The organism is Acetomicrobium sp. UBA5826, assembly GCF_002433005.1.
Lineage (GTDB): Bacteria > Synergistota > Synergistia > Synergistales > Acetomicrobiaceae > Acetomicrobium.
Genome location: NZ_DJHF01000024.1, coordinates 1 through 16,884 on the forward strand (window position 1 = coordinate 1; position 16,884 = coordinate 16,884).

The 16,884-nt window shown below is 47.5% G+C and carries 17 protein-coding genes and 1 riboswitch; of the genes, 11 read left to right on the forward strand and 6 right to left on the reverse strand.

The window, feature by feature from the left end:
• Positions 1-190: DUF3798 domain-containing protein (locus B3N34_RS08605; RefSeq protein ID WP_286976912.1), on the reverse strand; the 190-nt coding region annotated here is incomplete at its 3' end.
• Between the two features lie 303 nt (positions 191-493).
• Here B3N34_RS08605 and B3N34_RS08610 point away from each other — a divergent pair.
• The 11 genes from B3N34_RS08610 (at position 494) to pssA (ending at position 12,589) form a co-directional block, all read left to right on the forward strand.
• Positions 494-1,603, forward strand: coding sequence for an ABC transporter ATP-binding protein (locus B3N34_RS08610; protein WP_286976916.1), 1,110 nt, complete (start codon positions 494-496; stop codon positions 1,601-1,603).
• Positions 1,604-1,617: 14 nt separating this feature from the next.
• A complete protein-coding gene (locus B3N34_RS08615) occupies positions 1,618-2,277 on the forward strand; it encodes an ABC transporter permease (RefSeq protein WP_273702211.1) in 660 nt (219 codons plus the stop codon).
• Between the two features lie 14 nt (positions 2,278-2,291).
• Positions 2,292-3,209: a glycine betaine ABC transporter substrate-binding protein gene (locus tag B3N34_RS08620; protein WP_286976920.1), complete on the forward strand. Its 918-nt coding sequence runs from the start codon at positions 2,292-2,294 to the stop codon at positions 3,207-3,209.
• Between the two features lie 102 nt (positions 3,210-3,311).
• A riboswitch (cobalamin riboswitch) is annotated at positions 3,312-3,472 on the forward strand.
• A 109-nt stretch (positions 3,473-3,581) separates the two neighbouring features.
• Positions 3,582-5,429 (forward strand): TonB-dependent receptor plug domain-containing protein, encoded by a 1,848-nt coding sequence (locus tag B3N34_RS08625; RefSeq protein ID WP_286976922.1) that lies wholly within the window; start codon positions 3,582-3,584, stop codon positions 5,427-5,429.
• Positions 5,430-5,613: 184 nt separating this feature from the next.
• A complete protein-coding gene (gene sdaAB / locus B3N34_RS08630) occupies positions 5,614-6,288 on the forward strand; it encodes an L-serine ammonia-lyase, iron-sulfur-dependent subunit beta (RefSeq protein WP_286976924.1) in 675 nt (224 codons plus the stop codon).
• Positions 6,285-7,169: an L-serine ammonia-lyase, iron-sulfur-dependent, subunit alpha gene (gene sdaAA / locus B3N34_RS08635; RefSeq protein ID WP_286976927.1), complete on the forward strand. Its 885-nt coding sequence runs from the start codon at positions 6,285-6,287 to the stop codon at positions 7,167-7,169. Before sdaAB ends, sdaAA begins: the two co-directional genes overlap by 4 nt.
• A 54-nt stretch (positions 7,170-7,223) precedes the next feature.
• Positions 7,224-8,006, forward strand: a complete 783-nt coding sequence (locus B3N34_RS08640) for a P-loop NTPase (protein WP_286976930.1) — start codon at positions 7,224-7,226, stop codon at positions 8,004-8,006.
• A gap of 106 nt (positions 8,007-8,112) precedes the next feature.
• Complete coding sequence (locus B3N34_RS08645) at positions 8,113-8,643, forward strand: nitroreductase family protein (protein WP_286976932.1); 531 nt, start codon at positions 8,113-8,115, stop codon at positions 8,641-8,643.
• Between the two features lie 125 nt (positions 8,644-8,768).
• Complete coding sequence (gyrA, locus tag B3N34_RS08650; RefSeq protein ID WP_286976934.1) at positions 8,769-11,207, forward strand: DNA gyrase subunit A; 2,439 nt, start codon at positions 8,769-8,771, stop codon at positions 11,205-11,207.
• A gap of 1 nt (position 11,208) precedes the next feature.
• The gene (locus B3N34_RS08655) at positions 11,209-11,865 is read left to right on the forward strand and encodes a phosphatidylserine decarboxylase (protein ID WP_286976937.1); all 657 of its coding nucleotides are present in this window, start codon (positions 11,209-11,211) and stop codon (positions 11,863-11,865) included.
• Entirely contained in the window at positions 11,840-12,589 is a 750-nt protein-coding gene (gene pssA, locus B3N34_RS08660; protein ID WP_286976938.1) for a CDP-diacylglycerol--serine O-phosphatidyltransferase, read from the forward strand. Before B3N34_RS08655 ends, pssA begins: the two co-directional genes overlap by 26 nt.
• A gap of 45 nt (positions 12,590-12,634) precedes the next feature.
• Here the strand turns inward: pssA and B3N34_RS08665 are convergent, their stop codons facing one another.
• From B3N34_RS08665 to B3N34_RS08685, 5 genes are all read right to left on the reverse strand, one after another.
• On the reverse strand, positions 12,635-13,918 hold the full coding sequence (locus B3N34_RS08665; protein WP_286976940.1) for a dicarboxylate/amino acid:cation symporter: 1,284 nt from the start codon (positions 13,916-13,918) through the stop codon (positions 12,635-12,637).
• Positions 13,919-14,107: 189 nt separating this feature from the next.
• Complete coding sequence (locus tag B3N34_RS08670; protein WP_286976942.1) at positions 14,108-14,884, reverse strand: energy transducer TonB; 777 nt, start codon at positions 14,882-14,884, stop codon at positions 14,108-14,110.
• Positions 14,884-15,279, reverse strand: coding sequence for an ExbD/TolR family protein (locus B3N34_RS08675; protein WP_286976945.1), 396 nt, complete (start codon positions 15,277-15,279; stop codon positions 14,884-14,886). Before B3N34_RS08675 ends, B3N34_RS08670 begins: the two co-directional genes overlap by 1 nt.
• The gene (locus tag B3N34_RS08680) at positions 15,276-16,163 is read right to left on the reverse strand and encodes an ABC transporter substrate-binding protein (protein WP_286976948.1); all 888 of its coding nucleotides are present in this window, start codon (positions 16,161-16,163) and stop codon (positions 15,276-15,278) included. Before B3N34_RS08680 ends, B3N34_RS08675 begins: the two co-directional genes overlap by 4 nt.
• The gene (locus tag B3N34_RS08685) at positions 16,156-16,785 is read right to left on the reverse strand and encodes a MotA/TolQ/ExbB proton channel family protein (RefSeq protein WP_349679708.1); all 630 of its coding nucleotides are present in this window, start codon (positions 16,783-16,785) and stop codon (positions 16,156-16,158) included. The genes B3N34_RS08680 and B3N34_RS08685 overlap by 8 nt, the downstream gene beginning before the upstream one ends.
• Positions 16,786-16,884 lie beyond the last annotated feature (99 nt).

Consider the following 16,884-nt stretch of genomic DNA (forward strand, 5'->3'; position numbering starts at 1 on the left):
GAATGATACCTCCGCTGGCTACATCGCCATATTCCTCGATTAAACGCTCAGCTCCCCTTAGGTCATCTTCGGACTGAGAAACCGTTCCTGTCACGATGCCGATGTGGTACGGAGCTTCCGCAAAAGCAAGGCCTGCCCCTAGTAGTAACACTGCCATCGCAACAACCAGTAGACCCCAAACCTTCCTCATAAATGGTTCCCTCCTCTAAATTGAAAAAATATTTATTCAGCGTTAATTATCTCATTTTGACATGAAAAGGTCAACGCGGTCCAAACCCCGATATCTTTGACAAAGAGTCCTTTTTACGTATATATTTAAACCGATGTGAAAGTCGGAAGACGCCTCCTTTACTAGACAAATCACTGCGCAAGGCATATCTGTTTAATTGAAATTTATTGGGAAGAGAGTTTAAGTTTCGAAATTAAAATCTTGTTTAATAGGCACTTCTGTGCCTGAACTTGTGCTTTGTCATTTCGGGAGCGTGATATCGATTTGATTAAATTCGAGAAGGTCACCAAAAAGTATGGGGATACGGAAGTTTTAAAGGAAATCGACCTTGAAATGCGCAAGGGCGAGATAACCATTCTTATAGGCCCAAGCGGCTGCGGCAAGACTACTACGTTGAAGATGATAAACAGGCTGATAGAACCCACAAGCGGAAAAATTTTTATAAACGGAGAGGACATAGGAAAGCTGAATCCCATCGAGCTGAGAAGGAATATCGGATATGTGATACAGCAGATAGGACTCTTTCCGCACATGACCGTTGCCGAAAACGTCGGGTTGGTGCCCTATTTGAAGAAATGGCCAAAGGACAAAAGAATGAAAAGAGTGGAAGAGCTGCTAGAGCTTGTGGGATTGCCCCCCAGGGACTATATGAACAGATACCCCAGCGAACTCTCGGGAGGGCAGCAACAGCGCGTTGGCGTAGCGAGGGCTTTGGCTTCTGATCCTGAAATCATCCTAATGGACGAGCCTTTTAGCGCCTTGGACCCGATTACCAGGGAACAGTTGCAGGAGGAACTGTTCAACCTGCAACAGGAGCTTCAAAAAACCATTGTATTCGTCACACATGACATTGACGAAGCTCTTAAATTAGGGGATCGGATATGCATAATGAGAGATGGCATAGTTTTACAATTCGATGCTCCGGAGGTCTTGTTGAAAAATCCGGCTCACGGATTTGTCGAAGAGTTCATAGGTAAAAAGAGATTGATGCGCGCTCCTGATCTCATGACCGCCGAAGACGTCATGGTAAAAGATCCCGTGAAGGCCCATCCCAGGAGGACGCTTGCCCAGGCAGTGGAGATAATGAAAAGCCATGCGGTAAACAGCATATTGGTTGTAGATGAAAGCGACAAACTTCTGGGTATCGTTACTGCTGGAGATATTAGGGAACATTTTGGCGAGAAGAAGTATTTAGATGAAATATATACCAAAGATGTAATTTCTGTTCGTCCAAATGAATCTTTATCATATTTAATTAAGCTTATGGCCGAAAAAAATATAGGTTTTGTCCCGGTAACGGATGATAATGGCATTTTGGTAGGTTTAATAACGAGAAGTTCGTTGATAAACATATTTAGCGAAAGATATTTTTAAAAGGCGTGATGGGAATGAGTATTTTCAGTCAATATATCAGTTTCATGCTTGAAAGACAGGATCAAATTCTAGAATTGACGACCCAACATCTATATCTGACGTTCATCGCGGTCTTTTTCGCCGTTTTAGTCGCCGTTCCGCTGGGTATAACGATAACGAGGTTTGAGAAAGCTGCGGGCATAGTCGTCGGGATTGCCAATGCTGTGCAGGCTTTGCCGAGTTTGGCGCTGTTGGGTTTTTTAATTCCCATACTTGGGATAGGATCCAAGCCGTCCATAGTGATGATCTTCTTGTATTCGCTCCTTCCTATAATAAAGAACACCTACACGGGATTGACAAATGTGGATAGGGCCATTCTGGAAGCCGGCAGGGGCATGGGAATGACGAACTGGCAACTGATGAAGATGGTGCAGCTTCCGTTGGCCTTGCCTGTGATAATGGCAGGCATTAGAATATCGGCCGTCACTGCGGTAGGACTTACGACGATAGCCGCTTTGATCGGGGCTGGAGGATTGGGTCAGCTGATCTATCGAGGAATTTCGATGGTCAACAACAGGATGATCATTGCCGGCGCAGTTCCGGCGATGGTTTTAACTTTGGTTATAGATTTTTTGTTAAATATTTTAGAAAAATTAGTAACGCCTAAGGGAATTAGGAGAAAAGCAAAAAAGTAAAGGAGGAGATACATATGAGAAAGTTGTCCCTTGCAATTTTTGTGGTCCTTTTTGCGATAGCGCAAGTTTTTTGTTTTAGCAGCACAAGCTATGGAGCCGGCGAGTCAGCAGGGAAGGTTGTAGTTGGTTCCAAAAATTATACCGAGCAAATGGTAGTGGGGCACATGGTCGCTGAATTGATCGAGGCGCATACCGATTTGAAAGTCGAAAGGAAGCTGCATTTAGGGGGAACCAACGTCTGCTTTGAGGCCTTGAAGAGGGGCAGCGCTAATAACGGTATAGATATTTACGTGGAATACACGGGGACCGGATTGGTCAATATACTCCAGATGGAATCGAAGACCGATCCTCAGGAAGTGTATGAGATCGTAAAGAAAGAATTTGAGGACAGATGGAACTTGATATGGCTGGAACCGTGGGGATTCAACAATACCTATACCTTGGCAGTGAAGGAGGAGTTCGCCAAGGAAAATGGTATTGAAACTTTCTCCGACCTCGGCAAATTGGCCGATAGGCTCGTATTCGGGTGTACCATGGAGTTCGCCGAACGCTCCGACGGATACCCGGGATTTAAAAAGGCCTACGGATATTCCTTCAAAGAAGTAAAGGCCATGGACCCGGGTCTCATGTACTCGGCAATAGACAACGATCTGGTTCAGGTCATAAGCGCCTTTGCTACCGATGGGTTGCTTGTGGCCCATAAGCTAAAGATATTGAAAGATGATAAAAATTTCTTTCCGCCCTATTTTGCTGCACCCCTTGTCAACGGAGAGGTTTTAAAGCGATATCCGCAGATAGGAGATGTCTTTAATAGGCTTGCCAATTCGATAACCGACGAGGACATGCAGCAGTTGAATTACATGGTAGACGGTGAGGGCAGGGACGCTGCCGAGGTGGCCAGGATCTTCTTGAAGGAGAGAAGCTACATATAAGCTACATATAATCGGAAATATGTTGTTTGCCTGCACCAGCAACGAAAACCGGGCCCCTGTTGATTTTTATAAGGGCAAGGGGTAAGATAGCAGGCGAAAAAAGAACAACACGATCGTTTCGGTGACGGGAAACCGGTGAAAATCCGGTGCGGCCCCGCCGCTGTAACCCTGACGAAATCGCATATTGCCACTGCCTTTTGGTGGGAAGGCGCGACAGTAGGAGGAAGGGAAGCCAGAAGACCGGCCGAAGACGATGAGATGCTTGCATCATGCGGTGGCGTGATCTGGCAGGGAAAAGGGGTAACCTGTCTTTCGTAGCAGGTTGCCCTTTTTGCTTTATATAACTAATATGTTGATTGGAGGGGAAGGTCTATGAAGTTGTCATTGAGTTTTTCAAAGGTCATCATGTTTTTAAGCTTTCTTTATCTGTCGTCTTTTTTAGGCGGGGAGGTTTTGGCCCAGGAAGGACCCGTGACAGTTGCACCGGAGCTTGTTACGGGAAGCAGGTTGGCAGAGTCGCTAGATGAGGTTCCGCAGGCAACATATGTGATCACTGCAGAGGAGATCGAAAGAAGCGGAGCAAAGACTTTGAGCGAAGTTTTAGATAAAATTCCCGGCATATCTACTTTGAGGAAGAATTCATGGACACAAAACGATAGGATAAAGATGCGAGGTCTAGACCTCGAGGTCTTGGTCTTAGTGGATGGGGTTCCCTTTATGCCGGTAAATTACGACAATATGTTCACCGCTGATTTAAGGTCCATTCCCTTGGAATCGGTCGAACGAATCGAAGTTGTAAAAGGTGCCGGATCTGCGCTTTACGGTTCAATGGCTGCAGCGGGTGTAATTAACATCATCACTAAGACGCCCGATAAGTACAAGACGTCAATCATAGCCGAAGGCGGCAGCAACGACTGGCGCAGATATTCAGCTTCGGCAGGGATTAAAGGAGACATCTTTGATATCGGGATTCGTTACACTCACAGAGAAGAAGGCGAAGTGCCCATCCAAATTATGGGGGAAAAAATACTAAAAGCACTGGATTACGACGAAGATTCGGCGAGCATAAATCTTTCTAAAGGCAGCTGGCGTTTTGGTGCAGATTTCGGTTCCTATGATTCAAAGTGGGATACTGGTAACCCTATGATAGATAAACAAGAGGACGATTATAAGAGATTTTATCTAAAATATGGCGATCTAAAAAACGAAGTAATAGCTTATGCTCATTTAATTGACAAAAAATATAAAGGAAGTTATGAGAGTAATAATTATGACGGAAATATTTGGGGTTTGGAGTTTACTCAAAGGACTTCAATGGGAGATATCCCGCTTGCCTGGGGAGTTGCCTATCGCTTTGAAGATCTGTCGGTTGATGATTTAGTAATTTACGATAATTCTTTCAAGGCCGAACGGCATAACATTGCTCCCTTCGCTCAATTTTCGTTTTTGTTGGGCGACATATTTATGGATATAGGTTTGAGATATGAAAATTGGGATGTTGATGATGGAAAAGACAAGTCTGAATTTACGCCGAAGATATCATTTTATAGGCAGGATGACAGCGGAAAGCTGTGGTATTTAACGGCGGGCAAGTTTTTTGCCATGCCAAGCTTGTATCAATTGTATTTAAAAGGGGCTTGGTATGAACCAAATCCTAATCTGCTTCCGGAAAAAGGATATACTTATGATTTGGGAGTTAAAGATCCAAATAACAAATGGAACGTAGGTTTGTTTTACATGACATTGGATAACAAATTTAAGTGGGACCAAATTGGCAGTAAGGGAAGATTTATTAATTTGGCCGAATTTCGCTCCTTGGGTATTGAGGGACAGTTTGAAAAAGCGCTTACCTCTAGTCTGAGTTGGATTAACGGAATGACCTGGCAAAAGCCGGAGGAAAAGGCAAATCCGGGAGATCCATGGCAAAAGGGCGGCACACCGCAACTGGAGCTTTACAGCGAGCTTAATTACGACAACGGCCCCTGGTTTGGTAGCTTGAGCGCCCACTATTACGGAAAACGTGAGAAAGACAATCTTAATGACAATGGTAGAGCCGATGATGATTTCGTTACTGTCGATGCTATTTTGGCTTACGATATGGAAGACTATAAAATAACTCTGGCTGCTTACAATATATTCGATGAAGAGTACATTATTGACACTTCAGGATACATCGGCCCAGAAAGAAGGGTCTATTTGACCTTTGAACATCTCTTTTAATTCTTTTAATGGAATTTTTCCTTAACGGCAGGAAATATTGAAGTTTAGCAAAGGACCGCCCTGATGCGGTCCTTTGCCTTCGATGTAGTTGTCGGTCCGGTAGGGTTTTAGCTCTTTAATTTTTATGATAAAATTCACAATACGGAATAAGGGTTGAACAGTCTTTAAGCGGAAGGTGAAGAATATGGCATTGTTGGACATAATAGGACCTGTGATGGTTGGGCCTTCTTCGAGCCATACGGCGGGTGCGGCCAAGTTGGGCAGGCTTGCCAGAAGAGCATGGAACGAAGAGGTCAATAAAGTCGACATATTTTTAAGAGGCAGTTTTGCCTCCACATATTGGGGACACGGCACGGATAAAGCGCTGATCGGCGGGCTTCTCGGATTTATGCCCGATGACGAAAGGATAAGAGATGCCCTTGAGATCGCCCGACAGAGGGGATTGGAATATCGCTTTTTTGCCGAATCCATCGATGGAGCCCATCCCAATTCTGTAAGGTTCGTCATATATAAAGAAGACAAGGCAATGGAATTGGTGGGAGCTTCCCTGGGCGGTGGCGTGATAGAGCTTCAGGAGATAGATGGCTTTTCCATCTCCTTAAGTGGAGATTTGGCTGCTATAATAACCTTTCATAGAGATCAGCCGGGAGTAGTTGCTGCCGTTGCAGGCGTAATGGCAAAAAAAGGCCTTAACATAGCTACAATGCGGTTGCATCGACAGGGGCGCGGAGGCAGGGCTGCAATGGTAATAGAAATTGACGGCGAATTGAAAGAGAGCACGAAAGATGAGATCTTAAATTCCCATTCGGCCTTGATGCGCGTGATCTTTATCCCCTCTCCGGAGAGTGATGTCAGATGAGGTCTTTCGAAGAGATACTGAAACTTTGTGAAGTCGACCTTGAATTCCACGAAGCCGTAGTGGAACTGGAAAGTCGTGAAAGCGGAAAGAGCGAGGATCTCATATACACAAATATGTCGTACATGCTCGATGCTATGGAACAATCGGTAAATTCAGCGATTAATGCGGATTTCAAAGGACGTATGATGGAAGATGAGGCACGCAGGTTTGAGCGGTACATTGCTCAAAGGGATGTTCCCCTTTCAGGCAAATTCATAGCCAAGGCCTCTCACATAGCGCTTTCCGTGTCTCAGTACAACGCGAATATGGGGCGCATAGTGGCCGCTCCTACTGCCGGAAGCTGCGGTATATTGCCTGGCTTGTTATTTGCCTATCGGGATTTGTATGGGCCTTCCAGAGATATGCTGGTAAAAGCCCTGATCGTTGCAGGCGGTGTTGGCGAGGTCATTCAGAAGAGAGCCACCCTGGCGGGGGCGGAGGGCGGCTGTCAGGCCGAGTGCGGCGCTGCTGCAGCCATGGGATCGGCAGCTTTGGTTTATCTTGAGGGAGGAAGTCCTGAGGCCTCGGCCCATGCTGCAGTTTTGACGATAAAATCCTTGATGGGTTTGGTGTGCGATCCCGTGGCGGGGTTGGTGGAGGTGCCTTGTATAAAAAGAAACGGCACTTTGGTCTCCCTGGCATCACTTTGTGCCGACATGGCCTTGGCCGGGATCAGGTCCGTAATCCCCCCCGACGAGGTCATCGATGCAATGCGGAGAGTTGGGAGGGCCTTGCCGGAAAGCTTAAGGGAGACATCTAAGGGAGGGTTGGCGGCAACGCCGAAGGGCAGGGAATTAGAGAAGAAGATATTCAGTGAAGTTCCGCCCATGGCCGAAATTTAAAGAAAATTCGATCGAGCCCGGAGATAAAAGAGAAACGGGGGTGTCACTTCAATCATGACGAAGGTTTTTATATGCGGTCGCGGTGGGAGCGGGAAGAGCACGATAACCGCAATGTTTGCCAAATTTTTGGCCTCGGAAGGGATGCGAGTGTTGGTAATAGATGCCGACGAAAGCAACCGCAGCCTCTATAGGATGCTTGGGCTCAGTGCTCCCAAGAGCACGTTGATGGACGATCTGGGAGGAAGGGTTGCCGTAAAAAAAGTCGTCTTCGACAACAAAAAGGGTGGGTTCGACGAGGATGCCAAGATCCACGTTGACGATTTGCCGCGAACCTGCGTTAGCAGGAGGGACGATTACGCCTTTTTGGCCATAGGCAAAATTCGCCAACCCGACGAGGGATGCGCCTGTCCCATGGGAGCGCTGGAGAAGGGGTTTCTTGCGAGGCTGCATGCTCCCGGATGGTGGATTTTGGTGGACTGCGAGGCAGGCATAGAGCATATTGGGCGCGGCATCTGGCGAAGCGCCGATATTTTTCTTGTAGTTCTTGAGCCCTCCCACGAATCATTGGAAATGGTCAAGTTTATGAGCGATTTGGCAAAGGAAGTGGATCGCCCGATGGTGGCGGTTGTCAATATGGCCGATGATGATGTAATTGAAAACGTCAAGGCATCACTTGAGTCCATAGGGGTAGAAGCCGCAGCGTTTTTTCCTCGAGACAAGAGGATTGCCGCTTCTAACTTGAAAGGCGATACCGTTCCTTTGCTTCCGGAATTTGCGCCTTTTCTGCGATCTTGTTTCGAGGCGATATCGGAAAAGACCAATGCAATTAAATACTGAGGCTGTTACTTTGCCTTGAAAGTTGATCCTTAAAAAGTGCAGTATAATTATCATCTGTTGTAGCTCATTCGAGGATCGACAAAATTTTGTTTGGGAGGTGTTTACGATGTCTTTGCGAGAGGATCGCGCTATAAAGGTAATATTGGACAGAAGGAGCGTAAGGAAGTTTCAAAAGGATAGAAAGGTTGAACCGGAAAAATTGGAGATAATTTTGGAATGCGCACAGGCAGCCCCTACGGCGGGAGGTACGAGGCCCTGGCATTTTGTCGTCGTGGACGAAAGATCGTTGCTCGATGCATTGGCCGAGGCTCATCCTTACGGAAAGATGCTTCATGAAGCGGGATTTGCCGTCGTCGTCTGTGGCGATCCTTCCATCAGCGATTTTGCAAAACGGTATTGGGAAGAGGATTGTTCAGCTGCTATGCAAAACATCCTGCTGGCATCGCAGGCATTGGGGCTTGGATCAGTGTGGCTAGGCGTCAATAACTCCCCTGGTCGTCCCGAAGCTATAAGGAAGGTTTTGGGGATACCCCAACATATCAACGTGTTATGCATAGCTGCCATAGGATATCCTGCAGAAAGCAAGGAACCCCATAGCGGTTACGACAACCAAAGGGTTCATCACAACAAATGGTAAAATACCATCCCTCGAGGTAAAAAAGGTAAAAATATGTTAAAATATGATTCATAAGCGACGGACTTTTAGCTACGCCGTCGCTTCTTTGTTGTTGACAGTCCCATCTTTTCGTTGGAGGTATCGAAATGGCAGAAAGCAGCAATATAGGTAAAGTGCTTAGATTACCGATAGAAGAAGAAATAAAGCTGAGTTATCTCGATTATGCCATGAGTGTAATCGTGGGCCGGGCTTTGCCCGATGCGAAGGATGGCCTGAAACCCGTGCAGCGAAGGATACTTTACGCGATGATGGAATTGGGCTTGAGGTCAAACCAACCCTACAGAAAATCGGCCAGGATCGTCGGAGAGACCATGGGAAAATATCATCCCCATGGAGACGCGGCCATATACGATGCCATGGTCAGAATGGCCCAAGACTTTTCCATGCGCTATCCACTGGTGGACGGCCAGGGCAACTTCGGTTCGATAGATGGCGATCCCCCCGCGGCTATGCGTTATACTGAAGCCAGGCTTTCTCCGCTGGGCGAAGAGATGCTGAGAGACATAAACGAAGACACGGTAGACTGGGGCCCGAACTTCGACGAAACCTTGCAGGAACCGCTCGTCTTGCCGTCGCTGCTTCCAAATCTTCTGGTCAATGGCAGCTCGGGAATTGCCGTAGGCATGGCTACAAACATCCCTCCCCATAATTTATCGGAAGTGGTGGATGCTCTCTGCCTTTTGATAGACAGAGGAGAGGATGTCGAGCTCGGAGACATAATTGAAGTCATGCCGGGGCCTGATTTCCCGACGGGAGGAACGATAACCGGAAGGGAAGGCATCATAAACGCTTACAGGACGGGAAGGGGCAAGATCGTCTTGCGCGGAAGAGTCTCCATCGAGCAGATGAAGCGCGGAAAGACGAGCCTTATAGTGACAGAGATCCCATATATGGTCAACAAAGTAACGCTGATCGAAATAATAGCAAGGGGCGTACAGGAGGGCCATCTGACCGGGATAGCTGACCTAAGAGACGAATCGGACAGAGACGGAATAAGGGTCGTCATAGAGCTTCAAAGAGATGCAGATCCCCATCTGGTTTTGAAGCAGCTTTTCAGCAGAACGCCTCTTCAAACCACCTTTGGCGTCATTAACCTGGCCCTTGTGGACGGGGTGCCGAGGGAACTCGGATTAATAGAACTTCTCAAAATATTTCTGGATCACAGGAGAGATGTCGTTCGTCGCAGAACAAATTATCGCCTCAGGAAGGCGGAGGAAAGGGCCCATATAGTGGAGGGACTGGTAAAGGCCCTGGATATGATAGACGAGATTATTGCTCTTATCAAAAGATCCAAGGATGCTCAGGAAGCAAGGGTAGGGCTTATGGATAATTTTGGCTTCACGGAATTACAGGCACAGGCAATACTCGACATGAGATTGCAGCGTCTTACCAATCTGGAACGGAGCAAATTAGAAGAAGAGTTGAGACTTCTTCTTAAGGATATAGAGATGTACCACTCCATCCTTGAAAATCCCAGCGTGTTGGATTCTGTAGTCAAAGAGGAGCTGACGGAGCTCAAGAGACAATACGGCGATGCCAGGAAGACCGAAATTGTAGATGAATTGGTCGAAGTGGCAGATGACGAACTTATACCTGAGGAGGATATAGTCGTAGTTTTGAGCAAGGACGGTTATTTAAGGCGCGCCTCTTTAGGAGACTATCATCTGCAGGGACGGGGCGGCAAAGGCATCAAAGGGTTAAAACAAAAAGATGATGAAGTGGAGATGTTCGCTGCTACTACAACTCATCATGACATATTCCTTTTCACGAGCAAGGGGCGTGTCTTTGCCATAAAGGGATATTTGCTCCCCGAACCGAAAAACGGGAAAGGCAAACATGTGAGCTCCTTTTTTACCCTGGAGGAAAATGAGCGCGTTGTGGCAATAAAAGAGGATACAATGCACGGAGCCAGGTTCGTATTCTTTGCGACCGAGAGGGGAATTGCCAAGAGGCTCGATGTTAGGGAATTGGCCAACCTAACACGTGCTGGCCGGCGGGTCATTACCTTGGACGACGGAGATTTTATAGCCAGAGTACGGTTTACATCCGGCGAAGACGAGCTTTTGTTCGTTTCTGCCAAGGGCCAGGCACTGAGGACGAGCGAGCAGGAATTTCGTCCAATGGGCCGACAGGCCAGGGGCGTGCGCGCCATACGGCTGTTGGAAAGCGATGTATTGGTTGGATGCGAACCCCTGCAGGAAGGAATGGCGATATTGTTTATTAGCGAAAATGGCGTTGGCAAGCGCACTTCCTTCGACGAATTTCCTCTGCATCACCGAGGCGGCTCGGGGGTGAGAGCTATGCGGCTGTCGAACCGCACGGGATCGCTTGTAGGCGCCTGGAGCGTGACTGAAGATGATGAGGTCATGATAGTTACCAGTAAAGGGCGTGTGACGCGGATAGCGGTTAAGAATGTTCCTGTGCTTTCCCGAACGGCGACGGGAAGCATTTTGGTAAGGCTTGACCAAGGCGATAGCGTGGCAGATATTACGATAGTTCGAGACGATGCCATGGAGGAAGTCTAGCATGAAAATAGCTCCAGAGGGGACAGTCCCGATCGCAGCAGCTGTTTTTATGGCCTGCGGCGCTTGGCTTATATCTCCTGTCTTGGGGGGTATTATGGGGTTGTGTGCGTTATTTTTGGCGTGGTTTTACAGGGAGCCCCATGTCGACGTTCCAAGTGACCCCCTAGCCTTTGTAAGTCCAGCGGATGGGAAGGTCGTAGAGGTTGAAAGCACTGACATTCCCTTCGTCGGTAATTCTGCCAAGATAGGCATATTCATGACGGTGACCGACGTGCACGTGAATCGCATTCCCTATGAAGGGAAGATATCCTTTTTGAAATATCGGAAGGGTAAACATTTGGTGGCCTTTGCTCCCAAGTCCTCGGAGATCAACGAAAGGTTATATACCGGTCTCGAGACAAAATATGGTAATGTTTTGCTTGTGCAGATTGCAGGCTTGCTGGCAAGGAGAATAGCGTGTAGAGTAAAGGTGGATCAATTCATGGCCAAGGGACAAGCCTATGGCATGATAAAATTTGGTTCAAAAGTCGATGTTTATCTTCCGCCTTCAGTAAAGCCAATCGTAAAGATTGGCGATAAAGTCAAGGCCGGAAGCAGCGTTATAGGCATGGTTTTAGAGGATGAAGGGAGTGATGTCGTTGGACAGAAAAATTCATAGAAAGAGAATGTTAAAAAAACCCATATCCCTGCGCAAATTGTTTCCTAACATGATCACGAGCGGAAATATTTTATGTGGCATCATGTCATTGATTTTGGTGTTTCATGATCACCTGATGCCGGCCGCCTGGTTGATCCTCATGGCTGCATTTTTCGATTTGATGGACGGAAAGGTGGCAAGGTCGTTGGGAGGAGACAGCACGTTTGGGATGGAATTTGACAGCTTGGCCGATGTGGTCAGCTTCGGAGTTGTGCCCGGCCTGATTTTTTATGTCTCATATTTATACGCATCAAGCGGTATCCTGGGTGCCCTTGGAACTGCCTTTTTCGTATTGTGCGGGGCACTGCGGTTAGCCAGATTTAATGTGGTACATACAAGCGGAAGCTTTCAGGGTCTTCCAATCCCTGCTGCGGGTTTGTTTTTGACCTCCTTCGTTATTTCGGGCGTGATCTTGCCCTCCCTTGGGGCTGCAATAATAGCAACGGGGACCGGGGCCCTGATGATCTCGAACATACCCTACGGAAGCCTGAAGCAGTTGAGCAGGGATAACATAAATGTTCTTAGGCTCCTTTTTTTGCTCAGTTGTTTCATAACCCTTTCGATATTGCTGAAGGAAAAGGCCCCTTTGGCTTACATGCTGATATACGTCTGCAGCGGTCCCGTAGGGATCGATTGGGGCAAGTGGCTTTCTTTGAAGGGAGACGAAGTTACGGATCATCAATAAACAAACAAGTAAGAGGGAGATTTTTCTCCCTCTTACTTGTTGAGCTTAAGACCATTTAGATATATCCAGGTCACCTTCGCTTTTTGCGACGACGCTGGTTCCAACGAGGTCTCCCGTTACGTTAATACAGGTCCTTCCCATGTCAAATATGGCGTCAACACCCAATATCATTGCGTAAGCAGCAGCTACGGGCGTTCCGGGTTCTACGGGCAAACCCACGGAATTTAACACCAAAAGCAGCATAATAGCACCTGCACCCGGCACTCCGGCTGTGCCTATGGAGGCAAGCAGGGCTGTTACTATTACTATCAACTGGTCCGAAAGGGACAATTGATGACCAACGGCAAAAGCTATAAAGAGAGCGCAAACTCCCTGATAAATAGACGTACCGTCCATATTGATGGTGGCTCCAAGGGGGAGCGTAAAGGAGTAGGTGCCTTTGGATATGCCCATATTTTCAGCGCAGGCCATGGATACCGGCAATGTCCCGCTACTGCTTCTCGTTACAAAGGCTGTTATCATGGCTTCCTTTGCGTGAGCCAGAAACTTGCTGAGGCGCAATCCAAAAAACCGGAGTATTAGCCCGTAAACAACCGCTACGTGGACTACAATAGCTAGATATTCAGCGCCCACTGCCGTCGCTAAGGGTCCTATGACCCTAGGGCCCTCCTTCGCCAGGACCACAGCTACTAAAGCAAACACGCCGATGGGAGCGTATTCCATTATCCCCCTTACGATCTTGTACATTACCTCTGCAGCTCCGTTGGCGAAATTATATACGATGTTAGCCGATGTTCTGAGCTCTTCCTTTTCGCTTTCCCGTAACAGGGAAAGGCCTATTCCAAAAAGCAGTGCGAAAAAGATTATGGGCAACACATCTCCTTTGGACAAGGCCTCGACGGGATTTGTCGGCACTATGTTCAAGAAAGTATTCACCAGGGAAGGTCTTTTAAGTTCAAATCCTCCCGCTTCGGCTCCCGCCAGATCTAACCCCAGACCCGGTTTAAACAAGTTGGCAAAGATCAAGCCTATGACAACGGCAAAGACTGTGGTTAACAAATAATAGATGATTATTTTTATTCCTACCCTGCCCAGGCGATAGGGGCTTATGCTCGCCGTTCCGACGATAAGGCTAAAGAGTATTACTGGAACGACTATCATTTTAAGAAGTCTAATGAATAAATCCCCGAAAGGCTGCACCCAAAGTATCTTGTCCTTAAGAAGCAATCCTGCCGCTATACCGAGAATGAGTCCCAGCAATATTCGAATGAGCAAATTCGATCCAAAATACCAACCCATAAAGCCCCTCTTTTTCTCTCCCTCTGACATAAGATCACCCTCCCTCTATTAATGTGGATTTTATGGATTGTTTTAATTATACTTCATGTTGCCTGATCTTGCTGTTACATTTCGATAAAAAGAAATTTTTATCGAAAAAAATTAGCGGTTATTGATTTAAATTAAAAACCATTTTAATAATCTATGAATGAGGAACAGTTTGATCGATTTGTCCGGCACTTAGGGATTTAACTTGAAGACGACCGGCACTAGAACCTCTTTTTCTTCCGAAGATTTAAATATCCACTGTTTGACGGCCTTTAGGGCGCTTTCATCGAGCAAATCAAAACCGCTGGAACGATGTATCCTGGCTTCCTTTACCTTGCCGTCGGAAAAAAGTCGCACATATACGATGACAGTTCCCTCTTCCCCTCGTCTTCTGGATATAAGAGGGTAGATGGGTTTGACGCTTCGAAGGATGTCAAGTTCGCTGGCTACTGCAATAGGTTGTTGGGGCTTGTCGGAAAGAGTTGAAGGGATTTCGGGTTGGCCTTTAAGGCCTTCTTGAAGTGGCGAAGATTGAGAATTGCTGCCGTTGCTTTCCCTTGGAAGGGGCTTTGCCACCTCTGCATGCGATGTCGTCGAGTCTGCGGCCTTTACGTCGATATCATCTGGAGCACGTTCCTTTGCCGGAGCCTTCTTTTCTTTTTCAGCCAAAGGCTTCTTGGACGCAGGTTCCTTTGTTGGCTTTGTAGTCCCTTTGTCTTCCTTTGCCTTGTAGTCCTTCGCCTCTGAGGGCTTGTCAGGCAACGAAGGTTTTGTCGGGCCAGGATCTTTATCCTCTGCAATTCTTGAGGTCTTTTCGGCCTCGTTCGCATTTGCAAGCCTGACGGCAATGACACTATTCGTCCTTTGTGGCAGAGCTTGAGTCTTTGGGATTTCCAGGTGCCAGAAAAGTGCCAAATGAATCAAAAAACTTAAGGTCAATGGCCCTATCCATTTCCCAATATTGCCCATCATGGGGTCCCTTTGTCGCCTCCTCCCACCGCAAGGGATATTTCCTCGATTCCTCCTTCTTTGAGGGCGTTCAATACACGGACAATGGCTTCGTAGGGCGTCCTTTTGTCCCCTGCAAGGAGGATCGGCCTGCCTTGACTTACCACTTCTCTTGCAAGGTCTACCGCTTCCGGGATTTCTGTCTTTTTGTCGTTGACAAAGATTTCTCCATTTTGATCGACGTTTATAACGAGGGGCGTCTGAGACACCGGCTGACCAGTGCCCTCGGGTAGCGATACAGTAATGCTTCCCTGGACGAAGGCTGCCGTCAGGACGAAAAAGATTATCAATTGGAACACCACGTCCACCAAAGGCGTTAGTTCTATTTCCGGGGAAGATCTCCTTTTCGATCTCATTTAAGCTCTCCCTCTCGGAGGCCCAGCTTCAGGGCTTTTAAAAGAATGTCCGCGCTTTCAAGCACTCTGGGTCCAGGATGAAGGAGGACCTCGGCTTCCAGGGAGACCACGCCCCCTTCCTTTGCCTTTATCGGGAGGCCTTCTATCGTTTTTATGAAGTCTTCAACCGTCGTGGACATTCCTTTTTTTGATTTGACCAGAAATATTACATCGGGATTGTAGGAAAGAAGCTCCTCCCTGCTTATGGCGGGAAAGGAATATTCTTTGCTTTCGGCAGCATTTTTTATGCCTATAGCTTTCATGATGTCTCCGATGTAGCTCCACCCACCGGCGACAATAAGAGGATCGTGCCACACGACCACCAACATCGATGCCTCTTTTTGCGAGTTCTTTGTCGCATGGCGTCTTTTGCCCGCTAACCCTCTTTCGATGTCCTTCCACACTTCTTTGGCCCTATCGGTCCTCCCTACCTTTTTTGCTATCTCGAAAAATGCCTCTTTTACGTCATCCAGTCTGTGATGTAATGTGAGTTCCAGGGTATCTATTCCAAAGCTTTCGATGTGTTCCAGCAAATCGTGGTGAAAATTCCTCTCTCCTATGACCAGGTCCGGCTTGAGATAGAGGATCTTTTCGAGGGAAGGGTCGACGCTGCCTCCGACGCTGTTTACGGACGATACCTCCGAGGGATAGGTGTCGTAATCCGTAACCCCTACCACGCGATCGAAATAATCCAGTGCATAAAGCGACTCAGTTATACTGGGAGAGAGGGAGACTATCCTTTTGTAGACTTCCTTTGCGTCAACCTCTGCACGAGAAGCCAGTGCCTGTATTGAGAAGATACACAGGAAGAACAAAAAAAGCGAAGTTTTTTTGACATCAATCATGTTCTGTCCTTCCTCTTAACATCTTTTCCCGCAAAATGAAATCGGATCCCCTCCAAAGGGACTCCTCGAGAGTATCGATTTTGGAGGAAAACCAGGAATAGCACAAGACGGCAGGTATCGCTACCGCAAGGCCCGCGACGGTTGTCAGAAGGGCTTCCCATATGCCTGAGGCAAGCAGGGCCATGTTGGTCGGGCCCTCCGATTCGGCGACGGAGCGGAAGACGTCGACAATTCCCAGCACGGTGCCCAAAAGCCCCAACAAAGGCGTTACTCTGGCCACTGTGGAAAGAAGGGTTAATCCCTTTTCCCATCTGTAAAGCTCATGGCGAACCTCTTGCTCCAGCAACATCTTCAATGCCTCTGGCGGCGCCAGCCAGTGATCTATAGCTGCCCTAAAAAGACGGTGCAAGGAGCTCTCCTTTTCACGTACCAAAGAAGCAGCTGCCTCAGCATCTCCATTGTACAGAAGTTCTCCTAATTTGCGTTCCAATAATTCCGGGTTCGTCCAAGACTTGGCGTAAAACCAAATCCGCTCCAATACCACGGCAAGCCCGACGACAGAGACTGCCAGGATGGCGTACATGCTGGGACCGCCCATCTTCATGACGTCGATGAATTCCAAAGATTACCACCTCTGCGCTCTCGTATATAGAGAAGGTTAGCATTACGTAAGCGTTTTGCCAATGTTTTTTTGAAACCAGACCGCGTCAAGTTTTTGTAG